Origin of the sequence: Bacillus sp. JH7, from assembly GCF_001563515.1 — a bacterium.
GTDB classification, from domain to species: Bacteria; Bacillota; Bacilli; order Bacillales; family Bacillaceae_G; genus Bacillus_A; species Bacillus_A cereus.
Window position 1 is genome coordinate 2,887,432 of the sequence record NZ_LPUS01000001.1, and the last position, 16,263, is coordinate 2,903,694.

The following is a 16,263-nucleotide window of genomic DNA, read 5'->3' on the forward strand; positions in this document are numbered from 1 at the left end:
GTTAAGAGATTCCTAAATATTTATGACACATTTCCTTATCCTTTTTTAATTCATTCATAAAACCGTTATGAACAATTCGTCCGTTATCCATAATGTAAAAATAATCGCCAATTTGACTGGCCATCATAAAATTTTGCTCAACAAGTAAAACTGTTGTTTTCTCTTTCATCTTCAAAATAGCTACCATTAATTTCTCCACCATTATCGGGGATAGCCCTTTGCTCGGTTCATCAATAAGTAATAATCCATCACTATTAATAAACGCTCTTGAAATAGCCAACATTTGCTTTTGCCCTCCGCTCAAGAGCCCACTTTTCTTATTCCAAAACTGCTTTAAATCCGGAAATAGTTCCAGCATCCACTCTATTTTCCCTTCTACTTCCTCACCTTTTCCCCTAGCAAGAGCGAAAGTTTCTTCTACTGTCAAATCATGAAAAATACCTTGATTTTCTGGTACATACCCTATTCCTTTCCTTGAAATTAAATGTGTAGGTAATCCACTCACTTTTGCACTATCATAATAAATTTCACCATCTGCAATGCGGTGAAACCCCATCACTGAACGTAATGTCGTTGTTTTCCCTGCCCCATTTCTACCAAACAGTACAGTAATCGTCCCTTTCTCAACAGCAAGAGATACTCCTTGCAAAATATGAAACTGATCTAAATACGTTTCTATATTATTCACTTGTAATAGTGCCACTATATAATCCCCCTAAATAAGCACTTTGTACACGCTCATCTTTCATAATTTCTTCTGGCAATCCTTCAGCCAATAACTCTCCATGAAATAAAACGATAAGATGATCTGACAAACCTAGTATCATATCCATTTTGTGTTCGATAAGTACAATTGTGCTCTCTGGATGTTTCTTAATATTTTCAATCACTTGTAATATAGCAGGGACTTCCTCAACCGAAATACCTGCCGTCGGCTCATCAAGCAATAACACATCCGTTTTTAAAGCTAATAACATCGCAAGTTCTAGCTTTCTTTTCTCTCCATGTGCCAAATCTTTCGCTAATACGTTCTCTTTCTCGTGAAGTAATACTGTTTTTAAGAAACGTCTCGCCTCTCCAACTTGTTGCTTTAATTTTGCTGAACTCGGGAAAAAACTATAGTAATCTTGTACGAATGATTGAACACTTAAACGGACATTTTCAAGTACCGTTAATTCTGGGAATATGTTTGTAAGCTGAAAAGAGCGACCGATTCCTAAGCGTGTTCGATCTGAAATCGATAGTTTTGTAATATCTTGCCCTTTAAAATACACTTCACCTGTTGTAGGTAAAATCTGTCCACTTAGTAAATTAAATAATGTTGTCTTCCCCGCACCATTTGGCCCGATAATAGAAATGAGCTTTCCTTTTTGGACAGTTAAATTTACATCTTTAATAACATGATGTTCACCAAAAGATACGCTAAGATTTTTCGTCTCTAGCAAATGTGTCACGAAATCCCTCCCTTTAAAGCCGTGAGTATGAAAGAAATATGTATAAAGAGGGTCCCCCCTCTTTATACAAAAACAACAGAAAATTCAGTCTATTTATTTTGAACTGGTGGTTCTGTTTCTTTCATCGTTAATTCTCGCTCTAACACTGGCACCGGATAATCAACACCATCTTGCTTTTTCAATGTGATAGAATACAGCGTCTGCATCGCTTGGTGGTCCTTCTCTCTAAACTTCATCTTTCCTTTCGGTGTATCAAATTCCATTCCTTCCATTTTCTTAATCAATGTATCTACATCTGTATCACCTTTTGTTTTCTTTAAGGCTTCTACAATAGAAATTGCTGCCGACATTCCTCCCGCTGTAAACAAATCTGGCACTGCACCATTAAAACGTTTTTTATGCTCTTCAACTAGCCAATCATTCACTTTATTTTTTGGAAGTGTGTGATAATATACAGAAAAACCTTGCATACCTACTAATGCATCCATTGTTTTTAATGCTGGTATATCTGGCGCACCTGTAGAAATTTTAATACCTTGCGCTTCCACATTCATATCTTTCAACTGTTTCCAAGGTGAATTTGCCCCTGCCCAAACGATAAATAAATAATCTGGTTTTGAACTAATGATATTTTGAATATTCGCTGTAAAATCTGTTGAATTTGTATCCGCGTATTGCTCATTCACAATGTTCGCACCTAATTTTTTCGCACCCGCTTTAAATGCAGCAATCCCTTCACGACCAAAAGCGTTATCTGGGGCAAATGTCGCAATCTTTACATCTTTTTTCGCAATTGCTGCTGCTCCTGCAATCGCATCTTGTGAGGAACTTCTTCCAGTTCTAAAAATATATTTATTCCAGTTCTTCCCGGTAATACTATCCGCAACTGCCGGTTCTACAACCATAATCTTTTCATATTCCCCGGCCAGTGGTAAAACCGCTAACGTATCACTTGAACTAGACGATCCAACTAAAAAATCAACTTTCTCTTCTTCTAATAACTTCGTAGCTTTTTTAACTGCTACATCCGCTTTCGTTTCTGTATCTTCTACAACAAACTTAATCTTTTTCCCATCTACTTTCCCAGTTCCACCAGTTGCATAGTCTAACCCTAATTCAAATCCGTTCACTGTTTGTTTTCCATACGATTCTAGCGGTCCTGTTAAAGAAGCAAGAACTCCTACCTTAATCGTTTTTTCATCCTCTGTACTTGTTTTCTTTCCTGAACAAGCTGCCGTTATTAATAACGAACCTAAAACACAACCAGTAAACATTGTCTTTAGCCACTTACGTTTTTTCATCGACATTGTGATCCTCCCCATACTTTACTTTCTGATAGAATCAAACACGCCAAAATCCCCTGTCCGTAATCATGACTAACTAATTCGATAGATAATGGAAAACTCTTGTAGTACCCTCTACATTCGGCACAAATATATAATCACCTTCCTATGTAATGGAAACGGACATACAATCAATATATATTCTGCAATCCAATTGAAAATACTGTTTCATTTCAGTAATGACCATACAAAAAGACTAACTTATTTTTAAGTTAGTCTTTTCCCCTTAATTAGAGTTAAGTTCTACTTTCTCTAACCCTTCAGCCAATTGTTTCTTATCTAGTCCTTCTCCTATTACTACTAAGTTTGTCGGGAAACCGAAGTCTTGTTCTAATAAAGTTGGTACTCCGAACGAATATTGGAATAGGTGAGGGTATTTATCTCCATGGAATTTCACAAAACCTTTCACTCGATAAATACTATCTGGTAAATTCGAAAGCCATTCATATAATTTGTCTTGATCAATCGGTTTCGTAAATTGATATGTCATCGTTTGTATATGTAAATGCTGTTTGACATGTAGTGTCTCATGTTCCTCATCATTTGGAAATTCTGCTTCTTCTATATCTTTTAAAGATATATTACAATACTTTGTCTCATACATTTTCGCATGATCATTTATTGCCTTTACTTCTTCAAATACTGTGTTCTTATCTTCATCTGTTAGTAAATCTGCTTTATTAACAAGAATGTGACTACCAAATTTAAGTTGCTCATGCAATAGCTGTTGTACATTTGCACTTAATATACTTCGATTTAACCACCTTACTGCATCTAAAACGACTACAATTGATTTCACTTCCAGAAAAGGAGCTAAAATTGGCGAGACACACGCGTCTAACACTTCAATTGGATGCGCAACACCTGTCGTTTCTATATAAATTACATCTGGTCTTTCTTGTTGGTATAACGAATGTAATTGTATTTCAAGCTCTTCTTTTAATGTACAACAAATACATCCTTTAAGAAGTTCTCTTAAAACATTCTCTTTTCCAATAATATCTGTATCTACTGAGTATTCACCAATTTCATTCATTAATACTGCAACTTTTCTATTCTTCTTTTTCTCTGCTAACAATAAATTTTGTAATAATGTTGATTTTCCACTACCTAAAAAACCACCTAATATATGAATCTCCACTTTATTCATTCAACCGACCATCCATTTCTTTACTTCAAATGTATTCAAAGCGTAATAATTACGATTTATACTTATTATTTTATTAAAAGAATGACCATTTGTAAATATAAGAGATTCACTGTTCATTTACTTCATATGCAACTCTAACTCCAGACTCAATTGCCCCTTGCATCCACCCATGTGTTAATGTCGTATGCTCTCCTGCAAAGTGTACTTTTCCAGATGGTGGTGTAATATACGGAAATAACTCGAGCTCTTGGCCTGGTTCGAAAGCTGTAAATGCACCGCAAGAATACGGATTTTTACTCCAGCTAAAAGATGTTCCAGTGACAAACTCACTATAGACGATGTCACCGTATATTTCCGCTAAATTTTTTAATGCGTAACGAATACGATCTCTTTGCGGGAGACTATCCCATGTTAACGCCTCATCTGCCCACGTATAACTTGCTATAACGATAGCTGGTCCTGGAGTATGAATGCCATAACTCGGATAGTATGTAAACCGTATCGGTAAATCAGTAATAGATTTACCTCCACACTGTCCCGCTTTCTCCCAAAATCTACTTTTAAACTCTATTGCAATTTTAGTTGCAGCAATATAATTTAATTCACGAATTGCTCTTTTTTTAAAATAAGAGAATAAATAGTATGGCTGAACTTCTACAAATCTTAACGCTGAAAATGGAATTGTAATAATAGCAAAATCACTTGTTATTGTAAATTGCTCTAGCGTTTGTTCATGATTTCCTTGTAACATTACTTTATTATCTTCTTGTATAATTTTATCAACCTTATACTGCATTAAAATATGTTCCCTTAATTGTGGTAAGAATGCATTCGATAACTTATCCATTCCACCAGTTATTTCATAATATTTCGTTGTTGAAGTAAAGAAAATCATTTCACGTAATACTTCAATTAAGGACATTCCCATATAAGCTTCCATATCAAGAAGTACCCCAATCATATCTATTGCACCATCTGAATAATACTCCATTAAAAATGAACCAAGCGAATACGTTTTATACTTTTTTTCAACGATAAGCCAGTTTTTATCAGGATCCTTCTTAATATAATTTAGTATTGGTTCTAATACTTCAATCATTAGCTCTTCTGCCGTTTTTCCTTTTTCTTTATCCAAAACCGGATATTCAAGTACACTTGGATCATTTTCAAACACATTCAATCTCGTTTGAATGTTATTCGTATAAATGATATCTGCAAAAGTTTTATTTATAAAAAGGTTTAAAGGTAGTTTAAATTTATGAATATACGCTAAGGTTAACTTATGGGTGTCAGGGATTCTCATCGGTCCCGCATTAAAATATAAACCCACACTAAATGGTTCCCGAATCGTATACACCCTGCCACCTATTCTGTTATTTGCTTCTATAATCGTTACTTCGTGCCCAGCCTCTTTTAATAAAGAACCTGCAACTAATCCAGAAATCCCTGCACCTGCAATCGTAATCCGTTTTGGGTTATTCTTTTTAAAAAGCCCTGCATGAATAATATGAAGCATTTCTTCCATTGCTAATGGGTTCCCCATGCCATTTCCCCTTTTACAAAGGATTTTACTGAATTATATTCGGTTCACTGAATTCCTATGTTTTGTTCGCGGATTTGCACGGATACATTTTCAAATACTTGAATATCTTTTATAAAATGTAATAAACTAGATATGACTCTATAGAAGTAAGACGTATTATCTTACATAACAAAACCAATGAAATTGCGAGGAATTTTGAAATGAAAAAAGGTATTAACCGTGTTGTATTAGTAGGAACAGGAGCAGTTGGATGTAGTTATGCTTACTGCATGATTAACCAAGCCGTAGCTGAAGAATTTGTTTTAGTCGATGTAAATGAGGCAAAAGCTGAAGGAGAAGCAATGGATTTAAGTCATGCTGTTCCATTCGCACCAGCTCCAACTAGAGTATGGAAAGGCAGCTACGAAGATTGTAAAGATGCTGACCTTGTAGTTATTACAGCTGGATTACCACAAAAGCCAGGCGAAACACGTTTAGATTTAGTTGAGAAAAACGCCAAAATCTTTAAACAAATCGTTCGCAGTATTATGGATAGCGGATTTGATGGCATCTTCTTAATCGCAACAAACCCTGTAGATATTTTAACTTATGTAACTTGGAAAGAATCTGGTTTACCGAAAGAACGTGTAATCGGTTCTGGTACAACGCTTGATTCTGCTCGTTTCCGCTATATGTTAGGTGAGTACTTCGATATTGGTCCACACAACATTCACGCTTATATTATCGGAGAACACGGCGATACTGAACTTCCAGTTTGGAGCCATGTTTCCGTTGGTATCCAAAAACTACAAACACTGCTTGAAAAAGACAACACGTATAATCAAGAAGATTTAGACAAAATTTTCATAAACGTCCGTGATGCAGCTTACCATATTATTGAGCGTAAAGGCGCAACTTATTATGGTATCGGCATGTCACTTCTACGTGTTACAAAAGCAATTTTAAACGACGAAAATAGTGTATTAACTGTATCAGCTTACTTAGAAGGGCAATATGGTCAAAAAGATGTTTATATAGGGGTACCTGCTGTTTTAAATCGCGGCGGTGTTCGTGAAATTTTAGAAGTTGAATTAAGTGAAGATGAAGAATTAAAATTCGATCACTCTGTTCAAGTATTGAAAGAAACAATGGCTCCGGTTCTTTAATGAAAATAAAAAGCAATCCAATTTATTTTGGATTGCTTTTTATTTTCATTATCTCCTATGACTTTTTGTGATTTTCTATCATTTCTTATTTTTTAGTCGCATCCTCATTATTTATATCAAGTACATCTAATAAAAAGATAAAGATTGGTATCCCGATAATAAGCCCCCATATTCCGAGGAAATGCTCTGAGAAGATAAGAATCATAAATGTGTAGAATATTGGTAAATTTGTTTTTGCAGACATAAACTTCGGATTTAAAAAATAGCTTTCAAGAGCATGGATTACTGTTATGAATACGAGTATGTATACTACGTACATAACTCCGCCTACGTTGTAAGCAATGATACAAAGTGGAAACAAAGAAATAATCACACCTGCAACAGGAATCAAGCCTAGTAAGAAAATCATAACAGCTAATACAAGTAGCTGTGGAAATCCTAAAACGATTAATGCAATAACAGTAAGAATACAATTTACCACGGCAATTAAAAACTGAGCTTCAATTACTTTTCCGAACGATCTTGCAAATCTTTCACCAAAATATGCAATTTCCTCATAAAAGATTTTTAACTTACTATCTTTAAACTTAGATGTAAATGTAATAATACGCTCTTTTTCTAATAAGAAAAATAAGCTTAAAATTAGAGATAATAATATTTGTAAACTTACCTTCCCTATATTTGCTATTGATTGATATATGACATCTACACCTTGTTCTATATATTTTGATACTTCCATCCCATTAATTGTCGAAAGTGCATATTTAACGATTTCATTATCAGGTGGATTTTGAAAAAATAGTTTAAACTGATAAATTAATTGTGAAATTTGTATCGTCAGCACAGGTAAATATTTATATAACGTTGTGCCTATAAAGGAAACTAGTATTATATATAAACATGCAATAACAATTTTCCGGTTTACTTTCAATTTTCTTGAAATAAAACGTTGAAATCGATCCATTAAAAACGTCAGTATAAACGTAATTAATATTAAATTAATCATACTTTTTAATGCGTATAATACAAGCGCTACTATTATTAAAACGAGAAACCGTTGAAACCCTCTACTTCGAAAAAAACTCTTTACTTCATTCATTAAGAATTAACCTCCCCCTTCAATGGATGGAAATTGAATATATTACATTTTATGAACTCCTATAGACAATCTTTCTTACTAATTGAGAAGAATCCTTTTTTTCTTTTCATATTGTTAGATTCGTTTAACTGGAATCCACCAACATATTTCGGTGGATTCCAGTTATTTTTCATATAATCTTTTATAAACTAGGTAATTTTCTATTTTTAGACTGCTGTTCATACGCATATCCAATATTGAAAAGCTCTTTTTCACCAAACTGTTTCCCTACAAACACTACACCGATTGGTTCTCCATTTTTATCATATCCAGCAGGAACCGCTAATTCCGGATAACCAGCTACAGCTGATAGAAGAACTTCATCGTTATTAATCATAACTAGAGCATCCAAACCTTTTTCTACTAAATACCTATCTAGCTCTTTTCTTGCATTTTCTTGACTCGTTTGCACTACGTTTTCAAACTCTTCTTTCGTTATAACAGATTTTTCAGACCCTTCAATTAATGTTTGTCCGTATTTTATTCGTCTTTTACTATCCTTTTTATTAAACGCTATAATCTCTTCTAACGATTTTACCGGTACATTCTTTTGCTGTGAAAGATAGTCGTTTACATTATGCTTGAACTCATATTCTAATGTTTGCAAATTATCTACACCCTCAGCACTTAACTGGATATTATCAGTTAATATCGCACCTGCATCTTGAAGGTCTTTTCTAATTTTTTCTGCTACTGCTTTTCTATTTTCATCTTGTTGGTCTACAGAAAAAAGAAGCCCTATCTTTTTCCCTTTTAATCCATCTATTGATAAATCCTTTGTATAATCAATTCTTTCTTTATCTTTCATTTTTTCTGTCATAACATCTTTTTCGTCATAACCTATCATTGCATTAAATAACGTTGCTGCATCTTTTACCGTTCTTGCCATAGGTCCTGCTGTATCAAGAGTTTCAACTAACGGAATAATTCCTGTTCTACTTACCATACCTAAAGATGGACGTAACCCAACTACTGATTGCTGCGCCGCTGGTGCAACAATCGATCCCGTCGTTTCTGTTCCAATTGCAAGCGGTGCAAAATCTGCTGCAACTACTGTAGCAGATCCTGAACTTGATCCTGAAGTATCGAATGTAATCGGACCGTACGGGTTTAAATTTTGTCCTTTCTTCCCGCTATACCCACTTGGCATTGTAAAAGATAAATAGTTCGCCCACTCAGACATATTCGCTTTTCCTAAAACAAATGCTCCTTCTTCTTTCAACTGCTTCACAATTGTTGCGTCTTGATCTGCAATCCAATCTTTTAATACATAAGTTCCTGCACTAGTCGGCATCACTTTTTCCGTCTGTACATTATCTTTTACAACGACAGGAATACCATATAAATTCGAATTTTTGTTTCTACCCCGCTCTTGATCTAACTTTCTTGCTTCTTCCATCGCATTAGGATTTATCTCTGTAACAGAATTTAATGTTATTCCATTTTGATCATGTTCTTGTATTCTAAAGAGATAAATACTCGTTAATTCTTCATATGACAACTTTCCATCATCAATCATTTTTTGAAGCTCATCTACAGTCGCATTTACGACTTCTTTTTCTTTTATCTTTACATTTTCTATATTGATTCCTTTAAGCTGATTATGTATCGGTTGTAGCACTCTTTCTTTATCATATACAATACGCTCAGATTCCTTTGGAAAATAATTTTTATACACGTAATATCCACCAGCACACGCTAATAAGACAATGCCTCCAGTGATAGACAGCGTTACCTTTACCCATTTCTTCATGTTGCTTCCTCCACTCTATAAGATGCTTAGCTATACAAAAAAGAGAGTTACCTTTTACTTAACTCTCTCCAATCAAAATGCTAAATGAAAAAATGAAAGATTTCAATCTAATTACTTCTTTTTTTGCATTTGCTTTGCTAACATTTCTTTCACTTGATTATACGTTAACCCTGAATTTTTATTTAAACGCTTTACTTCCTCAACATCAGTACCTACCACTGTATATTTTTTCTCATCATTCATTTTTCTAATTCCCTTCTCACCGTATTATTTCTTATATTTCTTCCCTAAATACGCATAAATTAACACCACTACAAAAAAGGAAGCTGTTTTTAAGCACAGCTTCCTTCTCGTTACATATTGTATTTCTTAATAAAATTTCACTACATCTTCAGTAGGTAAGAACGTTCTTTCTGCTGGTTGTTCGTTTGGTTCACCAAATGGCATTTGACCTACTAAGCTCCACTCTGCCGGAATGTTCCAAGTTTCTTTCACTTCAGCATCTACGATTGGGTTGTAATGTTGTAATGACGCTCCAATTCCTTCAGCAGATAATAGCATCCACACAGTATGTTGTAACATCGCATTTCCTTGATGAGACCAGAATGGGAACTGATCTTTATATAATGGCGCATTTTCTTGCATTTTTTCTACAGTTGCTTGATCTTCAAAGAATAGAACTGTTCCTACACCTGCATGGAAGCCTTTTAGTCTTTCTACAGTCGCTTCAAAGTTTTCTGCTGGTACGCGGGCTCTTAGTGTTTCTTTAACGATATCCCAAAACTTTTCATGCTCTCCATCCATTAATACAACCATACGACCACTTTGCATATTGAAAGATGTTGGTGCGTGTAAAGCTGTTTTTAACACTTCTTCAATTCTGTCTTTCGTAATTGCATCGTTTTTTGCTACTTTACGAATTGAACGGCGGTTCACAATTGCTTCTTTTAAGTTTGTTGTAGTTGCTGACATTTTAATTCCTCCAAATGTTTGTTTTATAATTTATTTTGTTATTTCATAACAAGCTAATTAGCAATATCCATCGGTATTACATTGCATACCTTCAAATGAATTTGTTTTATCCTTTTCAATTTCTTTATCAATGACCCTTTCTAGTGTTTCTTTACTAGCAAGCCCTTGAATGACTTCATCTCCAATCATGACAGTTGGAACAGCCATAATATTCGCTTCATCATATGCGTGCTGAATTGCTTCTTGATGTTTTTCCTTATATTTACGAGTTACTAAAGCATCTTTAAATTCTGCTTCAGGAAGTCCTACTTCTACCGCTAATTTTGTTAACACATCAATATCTTCAATGTTTTGCTCTTCTTGGAAAAATGCTGTGAATACGCGGTGGTGATACTCATTACCTAGTCCACGTTCTTTTGCAAATTGACATCCTTCGAAAGCTAAATGTGTATATGGGTGCGGTGAAACACGTGGCAAGCGCATATCGATTCCTAATTTCTTCGCTGTCGGAAGAATGAAAGCATCCCATGAACCTAATTTTTCTGGTTCATTCCATGGATCTATTTTTGAATATGGACTTGGACGTAATTCAAATGGCATCCATTCAATCTCTACATCTTTCTCTTTCGCTACCTCATCTAATGGACCTTTTGCTAAAAAACAAAACGGACATATAAAATCTGAGTATACTTTCATTTTTACAGTCATAACTTTTACACCTTACCTTATCGTTGTAATCAAATCAGTTACATTAATGATAAAAAAATATAAATATTATTTAAGCATTCATTTTTTCTTGCAAAGTTTCAAACAACTGCCCCATCGTAATATTTCTCAAAACTTCTTCCATCGCGGATTGTGCTTGAATTAAAATAATTTCTAACACCGCTTGAATATTCGCCCCAATTGGACAATCTGGATTTGGTTGCTCGTGAATATGAAATAGCTTGTCTTCTTCGACTACGTTCACTGCATGATACACATCTAACAATGTGATTTCATGTAAATCCTTTAGTAATCCCGCGCCACCCGGTCCACGATTTACGTAAACAAAGCCAGCTTGTTTCAAGTACGACATGATTTTACGAATGACTACTGGATTTGTATTGACACTCTCAGCCATATAGTCTGAAGTACAAAGTGAAGATGGATTGTTTTTCAAAATAGATAAAATATGAACAGCTATGGAAAAGCGGCTACTAATTTTCATCGTAATCACCACCTCGATGTAATCATTATAGTTACAACTGAAAAATAAGTCAATCCTTTTCATAGATTTTTTATAAGTAAATTAAAAAGTGTCCCATTATGATATATGAGACACCTCTTTTTATTCTGCAAATAGCGATTGAAATTCTTCAATAAATAGCTGCACAGCGATTGAAGAATCCTTTAATGAAGGAACAGCTAAAGCAATTTCTCTCCATACTTGTGGTTCCAATTCTCTCGTTTGCACATTTTTTGGTAAATTCGTTAAAGATAATTCAGCTAATATTGCAATGCCTAATCCTTCTTGAATCATATTTAAAGCTGTAGTAACTGTCGAAATTACATACTCAGCCCGAAGTGGTACGTTTGCTTGTTTAAACATATCAATAATAGGTGGTTCGTATCCGCCCTTACATAATATGATTGGTTCATTCTCTAAATCACTAATTGTAATAGAGTCCTTCTTACAGAGAGGATGATCCTCTCTTAAGATAGCAACCATTTTCCCCTTCGTTAATGGAACAATCTCCATATCTTTATTAGGCAAAATAACAATTCCTATATCAATAACCCTCGATACTAACCAATCTTCAACTTCTTTAATCGTTCCTTCACAAAGAACCACTTCTAATTTCGGATACTTCTCCTTAAAAAGGTTTATCATTTTGGGTAAGAAATGTGCAGAAGCACTCGGAAAACTACCAATTCGAATCGTCCCAACTTCGTGTCCTTTCTCCATCGCAACTTCTTGTTCAATCTTCTCTACACCGTTCAAAATCTCTCTAATATGTACAAGAATCCTGTTTCCTACATCCGTAACGAGGAGCCCTTTTCGTTTATCACGTATAAGAATAGTAACTCCTAACTCTGACTCAATACTTGAAATCGCATGACTAACAGCTGGCTGCGTCATATTTAATACCCTGGCAGCTTTCGTAAAACTACCTAACTCAACAGTTTTTATTAATACTTGCAGTTGTGTAATGGTCATAACTAATCACTTATACTCCTCATAAAAAAGATTCATTTTATTTATTACAGTCGATATCATATCATAGTGAAATGAATAACAACAAGGAGGTCTTTCAGTGACACAGCTTTCTCGAACTAAGACGGCCATCATCCTTACCTTTCTCGTTTTCATGTGGGGAATCAATTGGCCTTTATCAAAGTTTGCCCTGCATTATACACCACCTGTTTTATTTGCAGGCGTTCGAACTTTAATTGGAGGATTCATTTTACTCCTGTTCGCATTACCGAAATACAAAGAGTTACATTTAAAAGAAACGTGGCATTTATACGTTATTTCTTCTTTACTTAACATCATTATATTTTACGGATTACAAACTGTCGGCCTTCAATATATGCCTGCTGGGTTATTTTCCGCCATTGTATTTCTACAACCAGTTTTACTCGGTATTTTCTCGTGGATATGGCTTGAAGAATCAATGTACGGCTTGAAAATTTTCGGGCTTGTTCTCGGATTTATTGGTGTAGGTGTTATTAGCTCTAGCAGTTTAACAGGACATATTTCTATCATTGGAATCCTTCTCGCGTTAGGATGCGCTATCGGCTGGGCACTTGGCACAGTATTTATTAAGAAGACTGGTCACCGTGTTAATGCCATTTGGATGGTAACACTTCAGCTTATTATTGGTGGCCTTTGCTTAATTGGATTTGGTTCAGAGTTTGAAAGCTGGTCTAGTATCGCTTGGAGTATGCCATTTGTTAGCGTACTTCTCTTTATTTCATTCTTTGTTATTGCAATGGGGTGGCTTGCATACTTCACACTTGTTGGAGCTGGTGAAGCAAGTAAAGTTGGGGCTTATACATTCCTCATTCCACTAATAGCTATTATTGTAAGTTCAATTTTCTTACATGAGGCTATTACCATTAGCTTATTCATCGGACTATTATTTATTGTTGTGAGTATTTGTTTTGTAAATATAAAACCGAAAACACTTGCTGTAAGGCAGCAAGTTGAATTGAAATAAACGTAAGAAAGAGCCTACTGTTTGTAGGCTCTTTCTTACGTCTTACTTTTTACGACGTACTACAAAAACACACGCACTTACCGACGATACTATGGCAAAAATAGATAAGACAATTGCTATCAATTGCATATTACTAGTACCTTCATTTTTTTCTACACTAGACACTTCACCATGTTCTCCTGTTAATGACGTACCTTTTGCAATTGTAGTAAGTGAATGCGGTTTTTCAGCTTTTTCATCACCTGTCCATTCAACAATTTCTCCATCTTTATATTGTTGATATGCGTCCCAAGCTATTTTTTGCTCTTTATCCGGATTTTTAGCGACGAAAGTAAATCTCTGGAACTGACCTGTTAAAATTCCTTCTCCTGTCGCTTCCCATACTACAGTTTTAACTTTTCCGGCATTATCTTTTTGCTCCTCAACTTTCCATCCTGGCACTGGTTCATACTGTTGGAACTCCACTCCAGACGGTATTTTCAGTGTAACTTTTGTCGTTGCTACATTTTTTTCAACTGGTACTTTTATCGTATAAGTCTCCCAAGAACCAACGTCAGAAGTTGCTGGTTTTACAGTGACGTGCGCACTAACAGGTAACGAAAACATTCCCATTGCAATAATTGTTGCGATCATTGTTGTTCCTAATTTTTTTATACGTTTCATTTTCTATTTACTCCTTTTCATCTATAACATCTGTTTATCCTGCTACTCGCTAGCAGCATGATTGGTAAAATTTTATCTGCCACCTACAATAAATTTAAAATCTGTATCGAAACTATCAAGAGATTTTGTTAATCCATGAACATGTATATTCCAGTTTCCTGTCATATTAATATACATACCTTCTGCTTCATATTCTCCTGGTGAAACTACTGAAACTTTAAATGAACCTTTTCCCATGTTCATATCTAATGATTGAGTCGTCAATATCATTTGTTCCATATCAGTAACAGGCTGTCCCTTTTCGTCCTTTAGTGTAATATGGAATTTATTTTGTCCTACCTTATTCGGACTTACATTTAGCGTAAGTTCATATCCATTATCTAATTGCTTACTCTCTGTAAATGGTCCAGTAGGAGGCATCGGTGGTGTTTGTACGTTTGTCATAAAAGCTACGATTACGAAAATGATAATTCCAATGACAAACTCTACTTTCACCGTAGCTCCTAATCCTTGCTGCGCTCTTATTCTCCCTTTCACATAATGAATAATTCCCAATATCCCCATGAAAATAAATAATAGTATCTTTGCTAATAAAGCCAATCCATACTTCGTATCAAATAACGAGTGGATTGTTGGAATAAAAAATGTACTATTAAAAAGGCCTGTTATTAAAATCACAATGACAGCACCTGTTGCCCACGGTGAAAAACGCTTAATCATATCCCAATACATATGCCACTTATTATCCTCTTTACATAAAAGAAGAATAATAGATGATAAACCACCAACCCATAATGAAGCTGCTAATAAATGTAGAAAATCCATAACGACAGCAATGTCTTTAAACTTTAAACCGTATGCGTGACTATTAAAGGCCTTCATAACAAGTAGCCCTATAAACAATAGTATTGGAATACTCCATACTTTAAACGACGAAAACTTCTCATGCTTCACCGCAAAATACGTAACAATTATAAGCGTACTAATGAGAACCATTTGAGTAATCCATACATAACCAAAAACAGAAAGCTGTAATGTTTCTTTTAATAGTAAAGGATTGAATGCTTCTAGCCATGAAACATCAGCATTTATTTTCGCTTGCAGTGGTAGATTGAATAACAAGCTAATCAATATCCCAAATAAAGAGATCCATATTATGTTCTTACTCCTTGATCGAACCGAGGTTGCATTGCCTTTATACATAATAAGATTAAAGAATAGCACTCCTATAAATAGTGAGAAACTTGTATATAAAATTCCACGTTCCATAATCATATCGATTTGTGGGACGTAGCCCATCTCTTCCACTTGTATATCGTCTGTTTCCGCTTCCGCTAATCCAACCCGGAACGGGATAACTCCTTGAATTGGATGTCCATCAGCTGAAATCACTTTCCACTGAATAGAGTAAAGACCATTTTTGAGATTGTCTTTTAATCCAGCTTCTAATAGCTTTTTATTTTTTTTATCAATATGAGCATCTTTTAAATCGACCCTTTTACCTGATGTATCTCTCACGTACAATGTATTAAAACTTGAAACTTGTATGTCCTCATCGAATTCGATTTTTACAACAGATGGTGCTTTCTTCAATGTTTCATTTTCAGTAGGGTTTGATTTCACAACGTACGCATGAGCAGATGCACTTTGCGGTATCAATATGATAAGCACACACACAAGTAATAGCCATGTCCCTAATCTTCTCATTACTTTCACACTCATTTCACTTCTTTCTTCCTCATTGCTCTATTTTCATTACTTTAACTTCCGAAGTTTGATTCTCGGGCGAAATATTAACCTGATTAAATATAAACTTCTAATATAATAGTAACTATCACGATAGATACAACTTACATTTTTAAAGCCGATTGTTATTATATCATAAAATATATTTATGTA

Annotated in this window: 16 protein-coding genes; 2 read left to right on the forward strand and 14 right to left on the reverse strand. The window is 34.8% G+C overall.

From position 1 onward, the window contains the following. Position 1: 1 nt before the first annotated feature. From AU379_RS14455 to AU379_RS14475, 5 genes are all read right to left on the reverse strand, one after another. Positions 2 to 703, reverse strand: coding sequence for an ABC transporter ATP-binding protein (locus AU379_RS14455; protein ID WP_001196696.1), 702 nt, complete (start codon positions 701 to 703; stop codon positions 2 to 4). Further along, entirely contained in the window at positions 681 to 1,454 is a 774-nt protein-coding gene (locus AU379_RS14460) for an ABC transporter ATP-binding protein (RefSeq protein WP_000149321.1), read from the reverse strand. The genes AU379_RS14455 and AU379_RS14460 overlap by 23 nt, the downstream gene beginning before the upstream one ends. A gap of 89 nt (positions 1,455 to 1,543) precedes the next feature. Then, positions 1,544 to 2,761 (reverse strand): substrate-binding domain-containing protein, encoded by a 1,218-nt coding sequence (locus AU379_RS14465; RefSeq protein WP_000062000.1) that lies wholly within the window; start codon positions 2,759 to 2,761, stop codon positions 1,544 to 1,546. Between the two features lie 262 nt (positions 2,762 to 3,023). Then, positions 3,024 to 3,947, reverse strand: a complete 924-nt coding sequence (locus tag AU379_RS14470; protein ID WP_001044939.1) for a GTP-binding protein — start codon at positions 3,945 to 3,947, stop codon at positions 3,024 to 3,026. A 106-nt stretch (positions 3,948 to 4,053) separates the two neighbouring features. Then, complete coding sequence (locus AU379_RS14475; RefSeq protein ID WP_000527994.1) at positions 4,054 to 5,490, reverse strand: flavin monoamine oxidase family protein; 1,437 nt, start codon at positions 5,488 to 5,490, stop codon at positions 4,054 to 4,056. Positions 5,491 to 5,690: 200 nt separating this feature from the next. On the opposite strand from AU379_RS14475, the gene AU379_RS14480 reads away from it, so the two are divergent. Then, a complete protein-coding gene (locus AU379_RS14480) occupies positions 5,691 to 6,635 on the forward strand; it encodes an L-lactate dehydrogenase (protein WP_000715321.1) in 945 nt (314 codons plus the stop codon). A gap of 85 nt (positions 6,636 to 6,720) precedes the next feature. Here the strand turns inward: AU379_RS14480 and AU379_RS14485 are convergent, their stop codons facing one another. From AU379_RS14485 to AU379_RS14515, 7 genes are all read right to left on the reverse strand, one after another. After that, positions 6,721 to 7,734 (reverse strand): AI-2E family transporter, encoded by a 1,014-nt coding sequence (locus AU379_RS14485; protein ID WP_001006597.1) that lies wholly within the window; start codon positions 7,732 to 7,734, stop codon positions 6,721 to 6,723. A gap of 181 nt (positions 7,735 to 7,915) precedes the next feature. Further along, complete coding sequence (locus tag AU379_RS14490; RefSeq protein ID WP_025966224.1) at positions 7,916 to 9,526, reverse strand: amidase family protein; 1,611 nt, start codon at positions 9,524 to 9,526, stop codon at positions 7,916 to 7,918. Positions 9,527 to 9,637: 111 nt separating this feature from the next. Beyond that, complete coding sequence (locus AU379_RS31140; RefSeq protein ID WP_000997344.1) at positions 9,638 to 9,769, reverse strand: hypothetical protein; 132 nt, start codon at positions 9,767 to 9,769, stop codon at positions 9,638 to 9,640. Between the two features lie 126 nt (positions 9,770 to 9,895). After that, positions 9,896 to 10,498 (reverse strand): nitroreductase family protein, encoded by a 603-nt coding sequence (locus tag AU379_RS14500; RefSeq protein ID WP_001277009.1) that lies wholly within the window; start codon positions 10,496 to 10,498, stop codon positions 9,896 to 9,898. A 57-nt stretch (positions 10,499 to 10,555) separates the two neighbouring features. Further along, positions 10,556 to 11,206 (reverse strand): DsbA family oxidoreductase, encoded by a 651-nt coding sequence (locus tag AU379_RS14505; protein ID WP_000216673.1) that lies wholly within the window; start codon positions 11,204 to 11,206, stop codon positions 10,556 to 10,558. Positions 11,207 to 11,276: 70 nt separating this feature from the next. Further along, on the reverse strand, positions 11,277 to 11,708 hold the full coding sequence (locus AU379_RS14510; RefSeq protein ID WP_000704073.1) for an Rrf2 family transcriptional regulator: 432 nt from the start codon (positions 11,706 to 11,708) through the stop codon (positions 11,277 to 11,279). 120 nt (positions 11,709 to 11,828) lie between these two features. After that, entirely contained in the window at positions 11,829 to 12,698 is an 870-nt protein-coding gene (locus AU379_RS14515) for a LysR family transcriptional regulator (RefSeq protein ID WP_000156771.1), read from the reverse strand. A 97-nt stretch (positions 12,699 to 12,795) separates the two neighbouring features. Between AU379_RS14515 and AU379_RS14520 the strand changes: the two genes are divergently transcribed. Then, complete coding sequence (locus AU379_RS14520) at positions 12,796 to 13,701, forward strand: DMT family transporter (RefSeq protein ID WP_000192805.1); 906 nt, start codon at positions 12,796 to 12,798, stop codon at positions 13,699 to 13,701. Between the two features lie 42 nt (positions 13,702 to 13,743). Here AU379_RS14520 and AU379_RS14525 read toward each other — a convergent pair whose 3' ends face one another. Next, entirely contained in the window at positions 13,744 to 14,364 is a 621-nt protein-coding gene (locus AU379_RS14525) for a DUF1775 domain-containing protein (RefSeq protein WP_000821399.1), read from the reverse strand. 72 nt (positions 14,365 to 14,436) lie between these two features. After that, the gene (locus AU379_RS14530; protein ID WP_000114337.1) at positions 14,437 to 16,086 is read right to left on the reverse strand and encodes a copper resistance CopC/CopD family protein; all 1,650 of its coding nucleotides are present in this window, start codon (positions 16,084 to 16,086) and stop codon (positions 14,437 to 14,439) included. Positions 16,087 to 16,263: the final 177 nt, after the last annotated feature.

Bases quoted from the DNA above. Each gene is read 5' to 3' on its own strand.
- AU379_RS14530 (WP_000114337.1), bottom strand. From the start codon at position 16,086: ATGAGTGTGAAAGTAATGAGAAGATTAGGGACATGGCTATTACTTGTG.
- AU379_RS14500 (WP_001277009.1), bottom strand. From the start codon at position 10,498: ATGTCAGCAACTACAACAAACTTAAAAGAAGCAATTGTGAACCGCCGT.
- AU379_RS14480 (WP_000715321.1), top strand. From the start codon at position 5,691: ATGAAAAAAGGTATTAACCGTGTTGTATTAGTAGGAACAGGAGCAGTT.
- AU379_RS14490 (WP_025966224.1), bottom strand. From the start codon at position 9,526: ATGAAGAAATGGGTAAAGGTAACGCTGTCTATCACTGGAGGCATTGTC.
- AU379_RS14505 (WP_000216673.1), bottom strand. From the start codon at position 11,206: ATGACTGTAAAAATGAAAGTATACTCAGATTTTATATGTCCGTTTTGT.
- AU379_RS14465 (WP_000062000.1), bottom strand. From the start codon at position 2,761: ATGTCGATGAAAAAACGTAAGTGGCTAAAGACAATGTTTACTGGTTGT.
- AU379_RS31140 (WP_000997344.1), bottom strand. From the start codon at position 9,769: ATGAATGATGAGAAAAAATATACAGTGGTAGGTACTGATGTTGAGGAA.
- AU379_RS14510 (WP_000704073.1), bottom strand. From the start codon at position 11,708: ATGAAAATTAGTAGCCGCTTTTCCATAGCTGTTCATATTTTATCTATT.
- AU379_RS14470 (WP_001044939.1), bottom strand. From the start codon at position 3,947: ATGAATAAAGTGGAGATTCATATATTAGGTGGTTTTTTAGGTAGTGGA.
- AU379_RS14485 (WP_001006597.1), bottom strand. From the start codon at position 7,734: ATGAATGAAGTAAAGAGTTTTTTTCGAAGTAGAGGGTTTCAACGGTTT.
- AU379_RS14515 (WP_000156771.1), bottom strand. From the start codon at position 12,698: ATGACCATTACACAACTGCAAGTATTAATAAAAACTGTTGAGTTAGGT.
- AU379_RS14525 (WP_000821399.1), bottom strand. From the start codon at position 14,364: ATGAAACGTATAAAAAAATTAGGAACAACAATGATCGCAACAATTATT.
- AU379_RS14475 (WP_000527994.1), bottom strand. From the start codon at position 5,490: ATGGGGAACCCATTAGCAATGGAAGAAATGCTTCATATTATTCATGCA.